The 19560-nt window shown below is 54.6% G+C and carries 18 protein-coding genes; 14 read left to right on the top strand and 4 right to left on the bottom strand.

Features of this window, described 5'->3' with window-relative positions; genetic code table 11:
* The first annotated feature begins 65 nt into the window (after positions 1 to 65).
* The gene (locus IM700_RS02995) at positions 66 to 2141 is read left to right on the top strand and encodes a methyl-accepting chemotaxis protein (RefSeq protein WP_193416735.1); all 2076 of its coding nucleotides are present in this window, start codon (positions 66 to 68) and stop codon (positions 2139 to 2141) included.
* Positions 2142 to 2479: 338 nt separating this feature from the next.
* On the opposite strand, the gene IM700_RS02990 is transcribed toward IM700_RS02995, so the two are convergent.
* The gene (locus tag IM700_RS02990) at positions 2480 to 4189 is read right to left on the bottom strand and encodes an alpha-amylase family glycosyl hydrolase (RefSeq protein ID WP_193416734.1); all 1710 of its coding nucleotides are present in this window, start codon (positions 4187 to 4189) and stop codon (positions 2480 to 2482) included.
* Between the two features lie 492 nt (positions 4190 to 4681).
* On the opposite strand from IM700_RS02990, the gene IM700_RS02985 reads away from it, so the two are divergent.
* The 3 genes from IM700_RS02985 (at position 4682) to IM700_RS02975 (ending at position 7790) form a co-directional block, all read left to right on the top strand.
* Positions 4682 to 6073 carry an L-cystine transporter gene (locus IM700_RS02985; RefSeq protein ID WP_193416733.1) on the top strand — a complete coding sequence of 464 codons (1392 nt, stop codon included), beginning with the start codon at positions 4682 to 4684 and terminating at the stop codon, positions 6071 to 6073.
* 183 nt (positions 6074 to 6256) lie between these two features.
* A complete protein-coding gene (locus IM700_RS02980; protein WP_155607473.1) occupies positions 6257 to 6868 on the top strand; it encodes a sigma-70 family RNA polymerase sigma factor in 612 nt (203 codons plus the stop codon).
* The gene (locus IM700_RS02975) at positions 6837 to 7790 is read left to right on the top strand and encodes a DUF4367 domain-containing protein (RefSeq protein ID WP_193416732.1); all 954 of its coding nucleotides are present in this window, start codon (positions 6837 to 6839) and stop codon (positions 7788 to 7790) included. The genes IM700_RS02980 and IM700_RS02975 overlap by 32 nt, the downstream gene beginning before the upstream one ends.
* 345 nt (positions 7791 to 8135) lie before the next feature.
* Here the strand turns inward: IM700_RS02975 and IM700_RS02970 are convergent, their stop codons facing one another.
* From IM700_RS02970 to IM700_RS02960, 3 genes are read right to left on the bottom strand one after another with little or no spacing between them, the layout of a single operon-like run.
* Positions 8136 to 9404 carry a hypothetical protein gene (locus IM700_RS02970; protein WP_193416731.1) on the bottom strand — a complete coding sequence of 423 codons (1269 nt, stop codon included), beginning with the start codon at positions 9402 to 9404 and terminating at the stop codon, positions 8136 to 8138.
* A gap of 11 nt (positions 9405 to 9415) precedes the next feature.
* Positions 9416 to 9904: a prepilin-type N-terminal cleavage/methylation domain-containing protein gene (locus tag IM700_RS02965; protein ID WP_155607470.1), complete on the bottom strand. Its 489-nt coding sequence runs from the start codon at positions 9902 to 9904 to the stop codon at positions 9416 to 9418.
* On the bottom strand, positions 9901 to 10386 hold the full coding sequence (locus IM700_RS02960) for a type IV pilus modification PilV family protein (RefSeq protein ID WP_193416730.1): 486 nt from the start codon (positions 10384 to 10386) through the stop codon (positions 9901 to 9903). Before IM700_RS02960 ends, IM700_RS02965 begins: the two co-directional genes overlap by 4 nt.
* Before the next feature lie 292 nt (positions 10387 to 10678).
* Here IM700_RS02960 and IM700_RS02955 point away from each other — a divergent pair, with 292 nt between their 5' ends.
* From IM700_RS02955 to IM700_RS02910, 10 genes are all read left to right on the top strand, one after another.
* On the top strand, positions 10679 to 12358 hold the full coding sequence (locus IM700_RS02955) for a GspE/PulE family protein (protein ID WP_193416729.1): 1680 nt from the start codon (positions 10679 to 10681) through the stop codon (positions 12356 to 12358).
* On the top strand, positions 12355 to 13416 hold the full coding sequence (locus IM700_RS02950) for a type IV pilus twitching motility protein PilT (protein ID WP_193416728.1): 1062 nt from the start codon (positions 12355 to 12357) through the stop codon (positions 13414 to 13416). Before IM700_RS02955 ends, IM700_RS02950 begins: the two co-directional genes overlap by 4 nt.
* Before the next feature lie 50 nt (positions 13417 to 13466).
* Positions 13467 to 14675, top strand: a complete 1209-nt coding sequence (locus IM700_RS02945) for a type II secretion system F family protein (protein WP_193416727.1) — start codon at positions 13467 to 13469, stop codon at positions 14673 to 14675.
* Positions 14676 to 14719: 44 nt separating this feature from the next.
* Positions 14720 to 15169 (top strand): prepilin-type N-terminal cleavage/methylation domain-containing protein, encoded by a 450-nt coding sequence (locus tag IM700_RS02940; RefSeq protein ID WP_155607465.1) that lies wholly within the window; start codon positions 14720 to 14722, stop codon positions 15167 to 15169.
* Positions 15169 to 15948 (top strand): prepilin peptidase, encoded by a 780-nt coding sequence (locus tag IM700_RS02935; RefSeq protein WP_193416726.1) that lies wholly within the window; start codon positions 15169 to 15171, stop codon positions 15946 to 15948. The genes IM700_RS02940 and IM700_RS02935 overlap by 1 nt, the downstream gene beginning before the upstream one ends.
* Positions 15915 to 16874 (top strand): type IV pilus biogenesis protein PilM, encoded by a 960-nt coding sequence (pilM, locus tag IM700_RS02930; RefSeq protein WP_193416725.1) that lies wholly within the window; start codon positions 15915 to 15917, stop codon positions 16872 to 16874. Before IM700_RS02935 ends, pilM begins: the two co-directional genes overlap by 34 nt.
* The gene (locus IM700_RS02925; RefSeq protein WP_193416724.1) at positions 16871 to 17416 is read left to right on the top strand and encodes a hypothetical protein; all 546 of its coding nucleotides are present in this window, start codon (positions 16871 to 16873) and stop codon (positions 17414 to 17416) included. The genes pilM and IM700_RS02925 overlap by 4 nt, the downstream gene beginning before the upstream one ends.
* Positions 17413 to 18027: a hypothetical protein gene (locus IM700_RS02920; protein ID WP_193416723.1), complete on the top strand. Its 615-nt coding sequence runs from the start codon at positions 17413 to 17415 to the stop codon at positions 18025 to 18027. Before IM700_RS02925 ends, IM700_RS02920 begins: the two co-directional genes overlap by 4 nt.
* A 153-nt stretch (positions 18028 to 18180) precedes the next feature.
* The gene (locus IM700_RS02915; RefSeq protein ID WP_155607460.1) at positions 18181 to 18615 is read left to right on the top strand and encodes an NfeD family protein; all 435 of its coding nucleotides are present in this window, start codon (positions 18181 to 18183) and stop codon (positions 18613 to 18615) included.
* A complete protein-coding gene (locus tag IM700_RS02910) occupies positions 18615 to 19550 on the top strand; it encodes an SPFH domain-containing protein (RefSeq protein ID WP_155607459.1) in 936 nt (311 codons plus the stop codon). Before IM700_RS02915 ends, IM700_RS02910 begins: the two co-directional genes overlap by 1 nt.
* The last annotated feature ends 10 nt before the right edge of the window (positions 19551 to 19560 follow it).

Here is a 19560-nt window from a genome sequence, read left to right as displayed (position 1 = left end):
AGCCTCAGTCGAGCTGGGCTATACCCTTTTTTTGTATACATATATTGTAAAAGGGGATGCGGGGTATGAAGAAGCTTCGCGGTCAGTGGCATTGGAATTCCGTGGGTTTGAAGATGTTTGTGATTGTATTTGCTGCAGTTGTATTGTTGTCGGCAGTACTAGGATTCAGTTCTTACCGGGCGTCGCGGGAAATTATCCGTGAGCAGGTGGCATCGGCATCCACTCAGGCGGTGGAGCAGGCCGCGGACAAGCTGGACTTTCTGTTTGACCAATATGAGGCATCCTCGCGGCAGTTAGCCGTCGATCAAACGTTGCGGAGCGATTTGGAAACGGTCAACCAACCGGGGATCGGAACCGTTGCCAGAACGCAAGCCGAAGATCGAATTCGTAAGAAACTCGATGCGTTGAAGGGGGCTGACGATCGCCTTCAAGGGGTGCGTCTGGTCACCAAAGGTCTGGAGGATGTGAAGTCGTATAAGTCCTCGGGGGTCAGCTCGGTGCGTACGGACGAGGCGGTGGAAGCGCGGGTGAAATCGGTGTTGGAGGCCGAAGGAGAACCCGTATGGTTTCCGGCGTTGCAGAAGGGCTTTTTTGGCGCCTACACCGAGCCGACGATTACGATGGCCAGGTTGCTGAGGAACATGAATCACCCGGAGGCGGAGTACATCCTGCTGTTTGAGATCAAAGCGCAGGCTGTGGGCGACATTTTGGGTAACCTGCAAATCGGAAAGAGCGGTCAGGTTCGGGTGCTTACCGCGGATAACCGCATTGTCCATGCGGCGGATAAGACCCTCTTGGAGACGGATTCTGTGATCCGGATTGACGCGAAGCTTGCACAATCGGGAGAGAGCTCATTCCAAGCCGCGGATGAGCAAGGGTTACAGCAACTGGTCGTCTATAGGCAACTAAAGACGGTCGACTGGAGAGTTGTGGGGTATGCCCCGGAGAGTGATTTTCTGAGTGCGGCGGACCGGCTGCTGGTCGTGATGTTATTTGTGCTATTGGGTGCCGTAGTGGTTGCCGTGCTGATCGGCTATTTACTGGTGCGCATGGTCGGCCGGCCTTTGGAGAAGCTCTGCCGTTTGATGGAGGAAGGCGAACGCGGGAATTTACAGGTTCGCACTCATTTCAAGGGGCGAGACGAAATCGGACGTTTGGGCCACAGCTTTAACCGGATGTTAGAGCAAATATCTCGGCTGGTGGAACAAACGAACGTGTCTGCGGCAGAATTGCTGACTACGGCGGAGAATCTGACGAGAGCCTCGCGCGACACGTCGCAAACCGCTGCCGAAATTGCGCAAGCAACCGGGGAAATTGCAGCCGGGGCAGAAAGCCTGGCCGTGGAAGCGGAGAAAGGAACCGAGACGGCGGAGCAGATCGGCAACCAGATGGGCCGGGTAGCTCAGCTCAACGCGGTGATGGACGAATCGGCTGGCCGGGTCATCGACGTGAGCCAACGAGGGGAATCGTACATGGAACAGCTGGTGGAGAAGACCGAATCGATTTCACGCATGACGGCCTTGCTGGAGGGGAATTCGGACAAGCTGAGCCGCAGCACGCACTCGATTCGGTCGATCCTCGCCCCGATGGTTGAGATGACGAAGCAGACGAATATATTGTCCCTCAACGCTTCGATCGAAGCGTCCCGAGCCGGGTCGGCCGGCAAAGGATTCATGGTCATCGCCGGAGAAATTCGCGAGCTGGCTGCAGCTTCGGGCGAATCGATCCAGACGGTGTCGGCGATCACCGAGGAGATCCAGGAGGCGATCGGACAAACCGTTGAGGTGCTGACAGGCATTTCCCCGTTGTTTGCCGCGCAAACGGAAGCCGTGAAAGAGGCGGCCGGCATCTTCCAGAACGTCAAAAGGGAGATGGAGCAATTTGTGACGGAGATCCGGAGTTCATCCACCTCCGTTCAGGAACTGCTGCATTCGCAATCGATCCTGCATGATTTCGTCGATACGGTCAGTTCCGTTGTGGAGCAAACCAACGCCTCCACCGAAGAGGTTGCGTCCATGTCGCAGGAACAGCATCGGGTCAGCGCCGGATTGGTCGATCTGTCAGCTCGGCTGGAAGAGCTGGCAGCTCAATTGCAACGTTCGCTTAGCGCGTTTCAGGGAGAACGAGCGGGGAGCCGCTAACTAGTTTGCATAATTAAAAACGCTCCGGCGTTGAAGGAAAGCTAGTCTTCCTTCCGCCGGAGCGTTTATATTTTTGGCAGGCAGCTAACGGACTCAGGAGACGCTATTTGGGTCTCGATTCGCTTCGAATACTCGATTTGGCCCAAATAACGTCACTGGAGTCCGTTACGTAAAGAAGTCCGCATTATAGGATCGAATAACGTCATTACAGTCCGTTACAGTCCGTTACAGTCCGTTACGAGGCTCCATGTAACTGCGGTCTGTGGAGTCGGAACGGAGCGACGGAGCGATGACAAGTTGGGGTAGCGGCAGCTACGGTTGCGTTAAAGCAGCGAGCTTTATTCCAAAATGGCCGTCGAATATGCCGGTATTCCTAGCGTGTTCCCGCTCAGCTCCGCCCCAATGCTCGTTTCAGCCAGCAACTTGGCGAAGCTCTTGCCGTCCGCTTGATTCGGGTCCAATGTGAACGTAAGTTTGTCACCGGTCAGATTGTGAACAACGAGTACAGCCTGGTCCTCTGTGATGCGCACAAAGGCCGTTATTCCCGGCTGGTCCGTTTCATATTCCTGAATGGCGCCGTCTTTGAGTGCGGGAAACTCGTTCCGGATCTGAATCAGCTTGCGGTAATGCGACAGTAACGAAGCCGGGTCACCGGCTTGTTCGCTTACGTTAAGGCCTTTCTTGCCGGCATTGTACTCCGCGGTCTCCCAGGTCGTTTGCCCTTCGCTGTCGTCCTGCGTCCAGCGCATCGGCTCGCGGATCAGCTCATCAGGCTTTGCGCCATACATGCCGATTTCCTCGCCATAATAAATAAACGGGTTGCCGGGAAGTGTCAGCAGCAAGCTTGCCGCCATCTTCGCATGCGGTAAATCCCCCTCCAGCTGGGTCATGACCCGGTTCTGGTCATGGTTGGTCAGGAACGTGGCGTCGACGAATTGGCCGCCGGATTTCTCGCCATACAGCTTATACGAACGCTCCAGAGTGAAGGGGATATTCGCATCTTTTTCCGTCTTGACGCTGCTGAGAATGGTTTCGGCTAAGCTAAAGTTGAACCCGGAATCCAGTGCCTGATCCAAATAGGAAGCGATTAGCGCCGCCGAAGGATCCCATACCTCCCCCACGAGATAGGCGTCAGGCTTAACTTCCTTTAACCCGCTACGGAACTCCTGCCACCAGGCAACGTTCTTGTCCGTGGTCGCTTGGCTCTTATCGGTCTGCAGATCTTCATAGATATGCTTTGCGGCGTCTAGTCGGAACCCGTCCACACCCTGCTTCAGCCAAAACTGACCTGTCGCGGTGATTTCTTTCCGTACTTTCGGGTTATCAAAATTGAGATCGGGCATCCCTTCCCAGAATATACCTAAATAGTGGTCGCCTCGCACACTATGCCAAGGGTTACCGCTTCCAGCGGCGCTGGAGCCGGACGTGGCCGTTCCGCTATCCTCGGCCCATACGTACCAATCGCGATAACTACTGGATTTATCGGCAGCCGCCTCCTTGAACCAAGGGTGCTCCTTACTGGTATGGTTGACGACCAAATCCATGATGACCTTGATCCCGCGTTTATGCGCCTCGTTCAGAAACTCGCGGAAATCGTCCAATGTACCATAGTCCGGGTTAATCTGCCGATAGTCGGTCACATCATAGCCGTGGTAACTTGGCGAAGGGTTAATCGGCATCAGCCAAATCCCGCCGATACCCAGATCGGAGTCGGTATCTGGGTTTCCGTCGTTCAAGTAGTCGAGCTTGCGGGTCAAGCCTTTGAAATCTCCGATGCCGTCGCCGTTCGAATCGGCGAAGGAACGGACGAAGACTTCATAGAATACCGTAGACGGTTGGGGATCTACGGCATCGGCTGTAACAGCTTCCGCACCCCCGTCCGAGTTATGGCTTGAATCTGCCGTTGTTCCCGTGTTGTTGTCCTTTGGTTTCGGGGTTGAGGCGTTGCCGTCCGGCGTTCCGGTGCAACCCGCCAGCAGCAGCAGGATGAGGACAGCGCTTCCAATCCGCCGTAACTTCGTAAGTCGGAGAAGGCCTGTGGTTTGCATGGATCATCTTCCTTTCCGAATAGTCCCTTTATTTCACCATCATACCTGACTTCATGACATTATTAAAACGTTTGCACAAATGAAATCGATGAAAATTCGGTTCTTTTTTAATAATACTCATCATTATCTTCGAATTTCTCAGTAATACTCCCTACTTCATTCAAATAGTGCTGATTTAAGGGATAGAATATAGAACAATCCTATTCATTTACCTTAAAATAAGCCATAATCGTTAAATCATCACCTAATAATAATGCGCAAACGTTGGAACTCGACTATGATGAACGGATTCACTGTATGGTATGGCCGCTGGTTTACGGTCTTATACGAGAGGATGGAACGTCTTCAATTCCATGACAAGCTCTGTGAAAATTAATCCTATCAAAATACTCGTATATGTGATATCATACGATTTGTAATTCGCATCTGGGCGTTTGCCCAGCGGGTGCGAAGACGAATTTATGTATTATTTTTTCAGGGGGAGATCTGATTATGGATACCTTGCGTATCATCATTAATGTAGCTGTCATGCTGGTGCTGATCGGCGTTCTGATTTGGATGCAGAAGAAGCACGTTTCTTTTACAAAACGGGTATTTACCGGGCTGGGCCTTGGGCTGGTGTTCGGCATTATCTTGCAGTTGTCCTATGGGGCTGGCTCGGAGGTTATTGCGAAGTCAACCGACTGGTTTAACTTGGCTGGCCGAGGTTACGTAGGGCTGCTGCAGATGGTCGTGATTCCGCTGATCATGGTATCGATCATCTCAGCGATCATGAACCTGAAAGGCAAGCAGAATTTGGGCAAAATGAGCGGACTAATTATCGCGGTGCTGTTGATTACGACGGCGATCGCGGCGAGCGTCAGTATCGTGACCAGCTTGAGCTTCGATCTCAAGGCGATCGAAATCCAGGCGGGCGAACGGGAACAGGCGCGCGGGACGGCGCTTGAGGAACGGCTCGGTACGGTGGAAGACAAGACGATTCCGCAGCAAGTGCTGGATTTCATTCCGACCAATCCGTTTGCGGATATGACGGGCGCGCGGAGCACCTCGACCCTGGCGGTCGTGATTTTCTCAGCATTTATCGGGGTAGCGGTGCTTGGGTTGGATAAGAAGAAGCCGGAGCAGGCAGATACGTTCCGCAAAGTGGTTGAAGCGGTTTATGCCGTCGTGATGCGGATCGTTACGCTGGTGCTGCGTTTAACGCCTTACGGCATCTTGGCATTGATTACGAACGTCGCGGCCACAACCAATGCGGAAGAGATTTTGAAGCTGATCAAGTTCGTCGGTGCTTCCTACGTGGCATTGATCGTGATGTTTATTATTCACCTGATCCTGTTGGCCGTATTTGGTTACAATCCGATCCAATATGTACGTAAAGTGCTCCCGACGCTGGTGTTTGCGTTCACCTCGCGTTCGAGTGCCGCAACGATTCCGCTGAATGTGGAAACACAGACTAAACGTCTGGGCGTACCGGAAGGGATCGCCAACTTGTCGGCTTCATTTGGCGCAACGATCGGGCAAAACGGCTGCGCCGGGATATATCCCGCAATGCTGGCCGTCATGATTGCCCCAACCGTAGGAATTAATCCAATGAGCTGGGACTTCATTCTGACGTTGATCCTGGTTGTTGTCATAAGTTCGTTTGGGGTCGCCGGCGTCGGCGGCGGAGCGACGTTTGCTTCGCTGATCGTGCTGTCGACGATGAACTTGCCGGTCGCTTTGGCAGGCCTCTTGATCTCCGTCGAGCCGTTGATCGATATGGGCCGGACTGCCTTGAACGTCAATGACTCGATCACCGCGGGTGTGATCACCGGAAAGATCCTCGGCGAGAACGACACCGAGGCATTCAAACGCGACGTGGATCTGGACGTCGTGACTGCGTAATCTAAAGCAATGAGAATAAATTCGAACCGCTGGACGTAAGCCCGGCGGTTTTTTTTGTAGGCAAGTGTAATGATTACCGGGTCTTAAACGTATTAACATGCGGATGGCTTGGAGGCGGCATCCTGCCGCGCGGAGGAAGTGACCCCAAGAAATCCGTCCCTTGGAGAAAGGAGGGGAAGGAACATGCTGCAGCAGCGCGCGCTGTTTCCATCCGTGAAGGAGCAGGACAAGCGAGACCAAGAAGAGCGGACAGCCGTATCGGCCGATACGGAGTTTGAAGTGATTTTTGAAACCTACTATACCCGAATCTTTAAATATATTCGCTTCCGGGTGGACTGCGATTATACGGCAGAGGATTTAACCAGCCAGGTCTTCGAGAAGGTATTGACCCGCTATGGTACCTTTCGGGCAGATCGCTCCCCGTTTGAGGCATGGCTGATCGCCATAGCCCGCAATACGGTAAACGATTATTACCGGAAGCAGCAGAGGCGGAAGTGGTTTTCCCTGGATCTGTTTAAAGAGTCTCCATCTCGAGAGCAAGGGCCGGAGGACCGGACCCTCGTCCGAGAAGCGGAGACGGAAATGAGTCGAGCTTTGCAGACGTTAAAGCCCCAGGAACGACATTTGATAGCCCTCAAATTCGGTGCTGGTCTGAAGAATGTTCAAATTGCCGAATTTATTGGCTTAAGCGAAAGCCATATCGGTGTGATGCTGTTTCGCGCTACGAAGAAGTTAAAGTTGGAACTTGAAAGGGAGGATAAGGATGGACAACCAAGAACAATACCGCCGTTTTGAAGCTGAAGTTGACGCACTGCTGGAAGGACGCGAGGATCCCGTGAGTCAGACCGGAGAGTACGCCGAGTTGGTAGCTTTCGGAGGAGCGCTTGCCGCTGCCGAACTGGGTGCGGGAATTCATAAAGAGGCGGTAAAAAAGCGGATCACGAACCCTACTTCTGCTCGCGGCGCCGTCCGTGGTTTTACGGGTCGCAAGCTTGCCGGAGCGGTGGCTGTTGCCGCGGCGCTGATTCTGGTCATCGGGATCGGATTTACGCCTTCGTCGTTTGCCAGCGGCTTGCTCGATCGGATTATTTCCACGGTTACGTTAGGACATATCACCGTCTATCAGGTCGAATCTCCTTCGGAGGAAGCGTTAATCCCGTTGCCGGAAGCTTTGCAGGGCAAAGTGTTCACGAAGGACGGTAAACCTGTTTTCGAGATGAACTCGCATATAGGGACGTTGTATACCGCGGATGGCGAGGAGATCGCCGGATTTGACAACGAGGAAATCGTGACCAAGGCCCAAGCGGAAGCTGAGGTGAAGGAAGGGATTCTTACGTTGTCCGACCCGGAAGCCTTGAGTCAACACACCGCATTCCAGGTCAAAATGCCAGCGTTCTTGCCTGAAGGTTACGCCTTTAAACGGGCCGAACAATATCTCGACGAACAGGGGACAGCGAGCCCGAAATACATCAGTTTGTATTTTGCCGAAGCGAGTAACGGAAATGAAATTTACATTCAGCAGCGGCTAGCCGACGAAGAAACCGCTTATGCCAGCTCTACGGAGGGAGCGGTAAAGAAGACCAAGATCGGTGGTGCGGATGCTATCATCGTGAATGGGAATTCGATTGCTTGGGAGGCGGATGGCGTGATGTTTGATCTGATCGCCAAAGGGTTAGACGAAAGCGAATTGATCCGGATCGCGGAGTCTTTGAAGTAAATTGCAAAGAACAAACCGGCTCGCGATGGCGGCCGGTTTGTTTGTGCGCTGCGTTAGGCTCATCAGCTCATCGCATGCTATTGGTCACTAGTGGTCACCCTAACGGACCTGAAAGACCTTATTCGCCCTAAAGGGGGCCTTTCCAAATTCTAACGGACCGTAGAGCCGTTATTTGACCGAAAATCCCGTGCATGTAGCTCAAAAACGCCAAATAAGGTCTGTGGGGTCCGTTACATTTTTATAGCTGGCTGTTATCCCGAAATAACGGCGTTGGAGTCCGTTAGAATAGCTCAAGCGCTCCCGTGCGCTATTTCACGGCATAAAGTGTTTCCGCGCTGAGGCCATTCAGTTGATCACAACGTTCTTCTCTTCAAACTTGATCTCCGACGGTTTGTCGGGGGGCGTAGGGGGAGCGGTGGAGCCGTTGATGATGACTTTGTCGTTACCGTTGATATTTAACGCTCCGTTCGTATAGACGCTGCCCGCTAGGGTCGAAGGGGAGTTCCCGTTATTCAGGTTGACCGAACCCGCAGCGAACAAGGCGAATTGATTGCTGCCATTGATGTTGCCGTTTGAGGTTCCCGTTAAATAGATGTTTTTCGCCAGTAACGTACCGCTCGTGTTTAACGTGCTTCCGTAGAAATCCCCAGTTATGTTCACCGTAGGATCGCTGTTAAAATTGGTTGTGCCGTTTACTTTTATCCGGCTGCCTTGTAATTTCATGTTGTTCCCGCTGTTCATGAGCAAGTCCCCGCTAATGTAGATGATCCCGCTGGCAACAATCGAGGAATTAGCCTCCATCGTTACCCCGCCGTTCACCCAAAGATCGCCATCCACCGTTAAAGTGACATTGGGCATCAATTTGATCGAATTCAATACGGTTGATTTTGTATACTTGGCGTTGGCTTTGACCTCGAAATCCAGGGGTGTGGCCGGAGTGGAAAAGAGGGCGGATTTCGTCGTCTTCATTTCCTTATCGACCTGATGGACAATGGAGGAAATATCCAGCTTATCCGGTGGAGTTAAACCAGATCCGCCCGGAATGGTAGGGGATACAAGCACTCCGTTGATTTTGGACTGATTATTGGCGACGGCACCTGCCGAATAGACGTTGCCATTGATCGTCGTTCCGTTCAACGCCAGGGCTCCAAAGCTAACAACGGCATACCCGCCCGTTCCGGATCCCGGGGAAGGATCGCCCGGGGTGAAGGATAGCGTAATTGCCACCTTCCGCCGAAAGGTTTGCGTAATTTTGTCGGACACCCCGTCGGCTTTGACAATGGCGACATATCGCTGGTTTTCCTTGTCCAAAGTTACCGTATCTGACTCTACATAAGGAGCGGCGGCAGCTTTGACATCCTCCAGCGTGACCTTGTCCTTCTTCATCAGCGCCATCACGGCAGCCCTGAGTTCGGAAAGCTTGATCAACAGCTTCGTTTCGCCGTCGGCTTGAGCGGAGACGATATCTTCAGAGACGTTCACCATGCCTTGGGAGTTTGTCACCGACTGCATGACTAGAGTGCCCACCACGAGAAGGAGGGCAACCAGAAGCAATACGGAGATCAAGGCATAACCTTGCTCTTGGCGAAAAGCGGCTTGTCCTCGTCCTTTCATCCCTACGCACCTCACGATATAAGTTTTATCGAAACGAATAAATAGATGGGTTCCACCTTGGGCTCATTCTTGAGCGCAACTTTCAGGTTCAGAAGTAAATCGTTGGGTCCCTTGGTGAACGTGGTGCCGGTTAAATCCAGCGTTTCGTCGCTGAACCGGACACCGTCAAGGAGAAGCTGTCCACCGTTCAGTTGGAAGCGGATCGTCTGGGTTGCCTCCGAAAGCGCGTCGGTGACCACCTCAGCCTGAAATTGGGTAAAGCTACTTCCAGAACTTGAGATCGCCGCGGCGTTTCTCAGTTTGGCCTGGAGCGCGGAACTCAGCGTAATCGCTTCATTTCGCAGCTCGGTTTCATGGTTGACTCGTCCAAAAGCGAACAGCGAGGTGGTCAATACGGTGGACACCAAAATGACCAGGAGACCGGACAAAGCCAAAGCGGCCAGCAGTTCCACGAGTGTGATGCCGTCTTCACGGCGAATCAGCTCCATCCGAAGCTTCATGGTAAACTCCCTCCCGCAGCAGTCGCATAGTTCTTCTTGACGGCGCCAGTAATCGAGACGTTATGCCTATATTTGCCGGCTCCTTGGGACGGATCGGGCTGCCAATAGGCGGTTACGGTGATGTACAGAATGTCGGGATTGGAAGCGTATTTCGAATTTCGGTCACTGATCTCGGTCGTCAGGAGGTAGATGTCCTTAGTCGCATTAGGCAGCGTACCCGGGGGGCGGTTGGCCCAGGTTTGCAGCACTGAGAACTCCATGGCCTGCATCTCGTGCAGATGGGCGTTGGCCAAATGGGTCGCAGACAGGCGTTGGTTCGTAAGCTTGCTCTGCGTGGCGCTGTTCGTGAAATAGGATAGAAAATATAAGCTGACGATCGAGAGAATAACTAGCGCAAGGGCCACTTCGAGTAGCGTTAGACCGTCTTCCCGAGCAATCGTATGCCGAAGGGAAGATTTTTTGGGGTTTAAGGCGGAATTCATGACGATCCACTCGCTTTCAAACGGTATAAAAAAATGTTGAGTCTTGTTAGTCGATGGAGAGTCCTGTCGAGCTATGTATTCTAGGTATATTTTACTATAAAAATGATAGCATCGTTTTTGCGAAAGGTATATAATCGTTATGAAATTAAGGTTGCATAATTTTCCCTCGTGTAATCTATCAAATGACCCGAACGTACTTGGATAGGCCTTTGGAACTAACCTCGTAACAGCTTTTTTTCAGCACATGCACTCTCAGATTCTCTTAAAAATTCCAACAGTGATGAGGTGAACCATGTACACGATCAAAAAAAGGTTGGGTGAACTTCTACTGGAATCCGGAATCATCACGGAACCGCAGCTGCAAACCGCTTTGGAGGAACAGCAGCGTACAAAGAAAAAACTCGGCGACGTGTTGCTGGCGCAAGGCGTCCTGACGGAACACCAGCTCATCGAGGTGTTGGAGTTTCAACTTGGTATCCCGCATGTCACGTTGTCAAGGTTTCAAATCGATGCCAAATTGAGCCAGGTCATTCCGGAGCAGATGGCCAGACGTTATCAAGTGCTCCCGATCCGCGTGGACGGACGTAAGCTGATGGTCGCGATGGCGGACCCTTTGGATTTGTTTGTCATCGACGACCTTCGGATGAGCACCGGCTTTACGATCGAACCGGCGATTATTTCACGGGGCGAGCTGCAGCGAGGAATTGCCCGGCTCTATGGCCTGCAGGACTCCATGAACGAGATGATTAAGGATCTCGGAGTTGGCGTGGCTCAAATCGATGTTGAAGATTCGGTGATATTAGGTGAGGATTCGCCCGTCGTCCGGCTGGTGCAGCAAATGATTGAGCAGGCGGTACGCCTCGGGGCCAGCGACATCCATGTTGACCCGATGGATACGCAGCTTGCGATCCGCTACCGGATCGACGGACAGCTTCGGAACGAGCGGACCGTTCCGAAGTCGATGCAAGGTGTGATCATCGCCAGACTGAAGATATTGGGCAACTTGAACATTGCCGAACGGCGGCTGCCCCAGGACGGCCGAATCAAGATGCTGGTGGACGGCAAGCCCATTGATATTCGATTGTCTTCGCTGCCTACCGTTCATGGGGAAAAAATCGTCATGCGGCTGCTCGATCTCGCCGACGGCGTCAAGGGATTGGACAAGCTGGGCATGACGGAGCATTCGTTAAGCTTGTTCCGGCGAATGATCGAAAAGCAGCACGGTATGGTCCTGCTGACAGGACCAACGGGAAGTGGGAAAACGACGACCCTGTACTCGGCATTACAGCACCTGAACCGAGAGGAAACGAACATCATAACGGTCGAAGATCCAGTGGAATACATGCTGGACGGCGTGAACCAAATGCAGGTTCATCCTGCGGCTGGACTGACGTTCGCCAGGGGGCTGCGTTCGATCCTGCGGCAGGACCCTAATATTATCATGGTGGGAGAAATACGTGACCTGGAAACGGCGGAAATTGCAATTCGAGCTTCGTTAACGGGCCATCTCGTATTCTCGACCTTACATACGAATGATGCGGTAAGTACGGTCGTCCGGTTGCGCGACATGGGCATCGAACCGTACCTGATCGCGTCCTCGCTGATCGGGATCGTAGCTCAGCGGCTGGTGCGCTGCATTTGCCCGGATTGCAAAGCCGCCTATACGCCAGATAAGCAGGAAATGATTTACCTGGAGCGGCTTGGCATACGCACGGACAAGCTGTACCGCGGCGCCGGCTGCGGCACTTGCGGCAAAACCGGCTACCGCGGCCGGATGGCGGTGCATGAAGCCCTGATCATTAGCGATGATCTTCGTTCGGCTATCGTGGACGGCTGTTCAATCCCTGAACTACGCCAGATGGCGAAGGAGCAAGGAATGACGACACTGTTTGCCGACGGGATTCAGAAAGCGCTGGAGGGACGAACCACCCTGCAGGAAATCATCCGCGAAGTAGATGAGGAAGAGCGATGAACCAGGAACCTATCGTAACGGACGAAACGTTTAACGGACTGTTGAAACACGCTTTTGATGCCGGTGCATCCGATTTGCATGTGACGGTGAATTCGCCGCCGGTACTGCGGATCGACGGGATACTTCAAGCGCTGGGCGAGGAGCTGTTGTCGCCGTCCACGCTGGAGCAGATCGTGCAGGAGTTGATGAGCCCAGCGCAGTACAAGAAATTCACGGAGCAAGGGGAGTTGGATTTTTCTTACGGCGTGCCTGGGATCTCCCGGTTCCGGATCAATGTATTCCGGCAACGGGGCTCGATCAGTATCGCGGCTAGGGTCATTTCGCCATCCATCCCGGCATTCGAAACCTTACATCTCCCGCCCGTGCTGCTGAAGCTGGCCCAGAAGCCGCAAGGCTTGTTTCTCGTTACCGGCCCAACCGGAAGCGGGAAATCGACGACTTTGGCCTCGTTGATAGACCATATCAACCATACGCAGCGTAAGCATATCGTGACGTTGGAGGACCCGATCGAATATCTGCATCGCCATGATAAGTCGATCATCAATCAGCGTGAGGTGGGATTGGATACGGTATCGTTTGACAGCGGCCTCCGGGCAGCACTTCGCCAGGACCCGGATATTATTCTGGTCGGGGAGATGCGCGATCCGGAAACGATCCGGACGGCGATCACGGCGGCCGAAACCGGCCACCTCGTTTTTGCCACCTTACATACCGCCGATGCGCCACAAACGATCGATCGGATTATCGATGCTTTTCCGCCGGCTCAACAGGGGCAAATTCGGATTCAACTCGCTTCGGTGCTGCTGGCGATCCTGTCTCAGCGGCTGCTGCCATCCCGCAGCGGGAAGGGGCGCATTTGCACGACGGAATTGCTGCTCAATCCGCCGGCGGTCGGCAACCTGATCCGTTCGGAGAAGGTGCACCAGATCAAAAGCGTGATGCAAACGAACTTCCAGCTTGGGATGCACACGCTGGAGATGAGCCTGCGTGAGCTGTTGCGGCTGGGCGCGGTGGATGAAGCCTCAGCCCGGCCGTACTTGACGGAAAGCACGCTCTAATTCATGAGTGGCGCAAAGACAGATGTGAGAAGCGGAAGGACAGATGCTAGATGCCCCAGTACGTATATCAAGGCAAGGATGGGGTGGGGAAACAACGCAGAGGGGCTTTGCAAGCTCCCGATCGACCCGCCGCGCTTGCCGAGCTCAAGAGGCAGCAAATCGTTGTAACCGGTCTGCGCGAAAAGCGGGAGACTGTTTGGAATAAGGAGTTTTACCTAGGGAGTCCGGTCAAAAACGAGCAATTCGTCGTGTTTTGCCGGCAATTAGCCACGATGATCAAGGCGGGTATTTCCATCGTTGAGGCGACCGCGATCCTTGCGGAGCAATCTGAAAGCAAACCGCTGAAGAAGACGCTGGCCGAAGTGACGGCCGAGCTTCGCAAAGGCAATACATTCTCCGGGGCGATCTCGGCGTACCCGCGGATCTTTCCGACGATCTTCGTGCACATGATCCGTGCGGGTGAAGAGGCGGGCAGCATGGAGGAGACGCTGGAGCGGTTGGCCGTGTATTTTGAAAAGGCGCATATTACGCGGGAAAAGGTGAAGTCGGCGATGACTTATCCGCTGATCGTCAGCGTGATGGCCGTGTTTGTCATTATCTTTTTGCTGAAATTTATGATTCCGCGGTTTCAGGCGATGTTCGCCCAACTGGGTGGGGATCTGCCGGCGATCACGAAGTTTACGCTTTCCCTTAGCCGTAGCCTGGAGCAGCATTGGATCCTATGGCTGTTGACCGCTTTGGCGGCGGTCGCCACCGTCTATCTTCTCCTGCGGTGGGAGCGAGGTGCCTATGCTTGGGATTACCTCAAGCTCAAAGCCCCCGTGTTCGGGATGCTCAACCGAAAAAGCGCGATCGCCCAGTTGACACGGACGTTGTCCTCGCTGTTCGCCAGTGCGGTGCCGGTGATGCAGGCCCTGGCCATCGTGGAGAAGGCGGTCGGTAACCGGGTGATCGGAGCTACGCTCCGGGAATGCCAGACCTCGCTGCGCCAAGGCCGGCCCCTGTCTGAGCCGCTGCGCCAGTCGTGGGTATTTCCGCCGCTGGTGACTCAGATGATCCGGGTTGGCGAAGAGACGGGCTCGATTGATACGATGCTGGGCAAGGTAGCGGATTTCTACGAACGCGACGTAGAGAATACCGTGGACAAGCTGAAGCAGTTGATCGAGCCGGTGATGATCCTTTTGCTGGCTGGCGTGGTTGGGTTTATTATCGCCTCGGTGATGATCCCGATGCTTAGCTTATATCGGAATATTAGTTAATCTTGGTTCAAAGGATACGAATTATTTAAGGGGGTTAATCAATCATGACAGCACTTATCCAACGTTTGCAACGTTTACGCAAGGAAGAGAAGGGAATTACGCTCGTCGAATTGCTAGCCGTGATCGTGATCATCGGCGTCATCGCTGCCATCGCGGTGCCGTTGATTACGGGGTTGCTGGACGATACGAAAGCAAACGCCAGATCGGCGACGGCGAATCAGCTGTATGAGGCGGCGAGATTGAGATCGATTTCAAAGAATAATGGGGAGATCTCAGGAACGCATACGCTGGCGCAGTTGGTTACAGACAAGTACATCCAAAGCGGGCTTACGGATCCGAAATCGGGTAGCCCATTAGCTGATACGACAACGGTTAACTTGGGAGCGACAGGTACTGCAACGGTTGTAACGCTCGTCGTTACAGGTGGCGATACCATTAACTTTAATGCATCAGATTTGAAGAACGGTAAACCGGGTACAGCGAAGGCGCCATAATGGACGCTAATCTGCTCCTGACGGCGCTGAATTTGGCCGCGGGGCTGGCCTTGGGGCCGGCCCTGGCGCGATACGGGCGCCGGCTGCTCGCGCGGCGCGGGCTGCTCCGCGCCGTCGGCGGCGAAGCCGCAGGCCCGGCGGCGCGCGAAGCGGCCGCCACGGGCGAGCCCGCACGCGGCGCGGCTGACGCCAGCGCCGCTGCCGCCCCCGCCTCCGGCCGGCTGCGCCGGGCCGGAGACCTCGCCGCCGCCCTCGCGACGGCGGCGCTGTTCGCGCTGATGCACCTGAAGTTCGGTGCATCGGGCGCATGGGCGGTCGGCCTGCTGCTGACCGCCCTGGCCGTGATGTGCGCGGTCACGGACCTGACCGCGCACATCATCCCCAACGGCGCCGTCATGGGCTTTGGCGCCGTGCTGCTCGTCGCCGCCCCGCTGGCGGGCGGCGTCCCGCTGTGGAGCCAAGCGCTAGGCGCGCTTGGCGGCGGCGGTCTGCTGCTGCTGATCGGCCTCCTCACCTCCGGGAAGGGGATGGGGATGGGCGACGTGAAGCTGCTGACCGTCTTCGGCTGGGTCGTCGGCTTTCCCGGCGTGCTCCTGGCCTTATTTCTGGCCAGCGCGGCCGGCGCGGCCGCCGGATTGCTGCAACTGGCGCGAGGCCGCAGGAACCGCGGCCAGACACTGGCGTTTGGTCCCTTTTTGGCGATCGGCACCCTGGTGGTTTACATGTATGGAAAGGAGATCATCCATTGGTATCTGCAAAACGTCATCCCTCTTTACTGAGCCGACGGCCGGCCCATATCGGAATTACCATCGATGAGGATGGCATCCGTTACGTCAAATACAACCCCAAACGGGGTACCGTGGAACGGGCCGGCTTACTGCCGGTAGATGCCGAACTGAACGAGGACGGAGTTCCCGATGTGACCGGGGTAACCGATATGGTGAAGCGCTGGGTGAATCGCCGGGGACTCACCGGGAAAAAGGTTCGCTTGGCGGCCCCCACCTCCCAGTCGTTTATTCGTTTGCTCCACGTCCCCAAGGTAAGCAAAAGACAGCAGCGCCGCGTAACCGAGCTGGAGATCGAAGGTAGCATTCGCTTGCCTTTTGAGGATCCGGTGATCGATTACCATTGGATGGAGGATCGCGTACAGGAGGAGACTCTGCTCACCTTCGTTGCGGCCGTCCCCCGTCCGGTCGTACAAGGGCTGGTTTCGTCTTTGGAAACCGCCGGATTACGTATGGAAGCGGTCGATTTGGCCGCAATCGCGCTATCGCGAATCCTCCGGCAGCAGCGTTTGCTCGGGGAGGCCAGCAATGTGATGGCTATTAATTTTAAAGCCAAGGAAGCTGAGATTTACACGTACCACCACGGTCTGCCCGATTTCGTACGCACGTTTCCGCTGGAGCCGATGTCCGGGGACAAGCTGAATACGTGGCGGTACGGAGAAATCGTCTCCTCGGTAACCCGAATCATGAACTTCTACGAATATACGCTGCACGAAGGACATGAACGGGTACAAAGTATCGTGATCGCGGGCGCGGCGCCGGACAAGCCGGAGATCGCCCGGCAGCTGTCGGCGGCCTTTGATCAGGTGAGCGTGTCCGAAGTGGATGTATCGCCTTATTTTGTCGGGCAAGACATGGCCGACCAAGGCAGTTATGCGATAGCCCTCGGCCTGGCGATGAAGGGAGCGGAACGCCGATGATCGACATCAATTTGCTCCCTCCCAAACCCCGTGCGGCATCAACCGGACTCGTTCTGCCCGTTCTGTTGCTGCTCGCAGGGCTTGCTATCAGCGCCTACCTCGGTTACGAGTATTGGGGGGTGCAGGAAGATACGGCAGCTTTGCGAACCTCGATCGCTGAAACGGAGCAGCAGCAAGCAGAGCTGCAAAACGAGCTGCAAAGCATGGGGGCTTCAGGAATCGGAGCCGCGGGTGTCGAGTTGATCGAGAAGCTGCGACAACAGCGGCCCGATGTGAAGACGTTGATCGGCAGATTGGAAGCTCCGTTGCCCACCGGCAGCACGCTGGAGACGGTTCGCTTTGGCGATGCCGGTCTGGCCTGGACCTGCCTGTTCACCAGCTTGGGCCAAGCCAGCACTTATTCATCCTCGCTTCGTGAACAGCCGGAATTAAACGGGGAGTTGATTCAATCGGTGAAGGAGTTGCCGGAACGCGGATATATCGGTACGTTTGAACTGAGGTTGGGGACGGTAACGACGGAACAGGCAGGTGACGGAGAATGAAGACGGAACATCAGTCTGGATCTGCCGGAGCCCGCTGGATGCTGATTGCTGCCCTCGTGATGCTGGCGGCAGGATCGTTTTATTTCTTCGGTTACCGACCGGAGGTGGCGAAGTCGGTGAACTTGGAGTCCGACCACGAAGAGAAGCAACTCTTTCTACAAAAGACCCAGGCGATCGCGGATGCCAAACGAGCGGATTTGGCGGCGGAGAACGCTTCTGCCGACACGGCCAAGCAAGAGGCGGCCGTACCTGACGAACCCGATCGGGAAGGGACTTTGCTTGACCTGGAACAGGCAGCCAAGTCTTCCGGTGTGCAGATCAGGGAGGTCGTCTTCGAAGAGTCCGGGATCGGCGAACCGTCCGCCGCTTCGGCTGAGACTACGCCGATGGACGCTCCCGGACTGCTGAATGAGGCCGACATCAACTCGGCGGGGTTCACTGTAATGTCATTTCGGCTTAACTTGAAGGGGACGCTGACCGAGGTCAAAAGCTTCGCCGCAGCTCTGCAAGATGCTGAACGGCTTTACGTCGTCCAATCCTTCGACTATGGGGACGAAGAAGCAACAGGCACGAAAGCGGCCGTCCTCCAGTTGTTGGCTTTTTACCGTTAATTAGGCGATACCCAAGCGCGCAAAGGGTTCAAAGAAGCATTCCAGCCGTGGCGTTGGGGTGCTTTTTTTTGCAAATCCCTATCATTCCCTGATACTTTCTGCTATGTTCACCGTATACATAATTATAATGCTGAAAGGTGGTGCAACAGGGGGATGGAAATGTGGGCAATTTGGCTCATCGTCGCCGGAATCTTATTAGTACTTGAGATGATGACGATGACTTTTTACCTGCTATGGCTCTGCATCGGTTCGCTGGTTGCGACAGCCGTGGCTTTGGTGGCCCCCGAAGCTTATTTCTGGCAGGTTGTTGCGGGCTGTCTGGTCGCTTTGGTCCTGACGGTATTTACGAAACCGCTCTCCAGAAAATTTCGCGCAGCAAAAGGGTTTAAGGATATCGGTACCGAACTGGTAGGGAAGCAAGGCATTGTGGTGGAACCGATCGAACCCGGGCAATACGGCATCGTGAAGGTCGGGGGAGATTCTTGGAGCGCTACGGCGACCGTCCCGATCGGCCGGGACGAGAAGGTCCGGGTGCTGGAGCGAGGCAGTACAATTATCGAAGTAGAACGATGGGAGGAAATTTCTTAATGCAATGGGCAATTATTGCGATCATTGTCGTTGTTGTCGTCGTATTTATCTCATTGACGGTCAAAATCGTACCGCAACAACGGGTGGGAGTCGTCGAACGGCTCGGTAAATTCAACCGCTTGCTGACGCCGGGGCTTAACGTACTGATCCCGGTCATCGACCAGGTACGGACGTATCATGATTTGCGGATTCAACAAACCAATGTGCCTCCGCAAACCGTAATCACCAAGGATAACGTTCAGGTTCAGATCGACACGATCATCTTCTATCAAGTGGTGAATCCGGAGCAAGCGACGTACGGCATCTCCGATTTTGTCTACGGGGTGCGGAACATTACGACGGCAACGCTGCGTCAAATCATCGGTAAGATGGAGCTGGACGAAACGTTGTCCGGTCGGGAGAAGATTTCGACCGATATCCGGATCGCCTTGGACGAAGCGACGGAGAAATGGGGCGTACGGATCGAGCGGGTGGAAGTGCTCGATATCCGACCGCCGGTAGATATCCAAGAAGCGATGGACAAACAAATGAAGGCCGAACGGAACAAACGGGCCATCGTGCTGGAAGCGGAAGCTGCGAAGCAGGATATGATCCTGCGTGCGGAAGGTGACAAGCAAAGTAAAATCCTGAAAGCCGAGGGCGACAAGGAAGCGCGGATTCGCGAAGCCGAAGGCTTCCGCCAAGCCCAAGAGCTCGAAGCGCTTGGTCAGGCAAAAGCGATTGAGTCGGTTGCCGCTGCCGAAAAAGCGCGGATCGAAATGCTGCGCGATGCTGCCCTGAACGAAGCGGTCTTGGCGTACCAATCCTTCGAGGCGTTGAAGGAAGTGGCCAAGGGACCGGCGAACAAGGTGTTCATCCCATCGAATGCGATCGAAACGCTGGGAAGCCTCGGCGCCATCAGCGAAGTCTTCAAGGCCGGCAAAGACGGCAAATAAGTGCATGAAA

This window comes from Paenibacillus rhizolycopersici, from assembly GCF_014947195.2.
GTDB classification, from domain to species: domain Bacteria; phylum Bacillota; class Bacilli; order Paenibacillales; family Paenibacillaceae; genus Fontibacillus; species Fontibacillus rhizolycopersici.
This window is presented reverse-complemented; position numbering and strand designations above follow the sequence as displayed.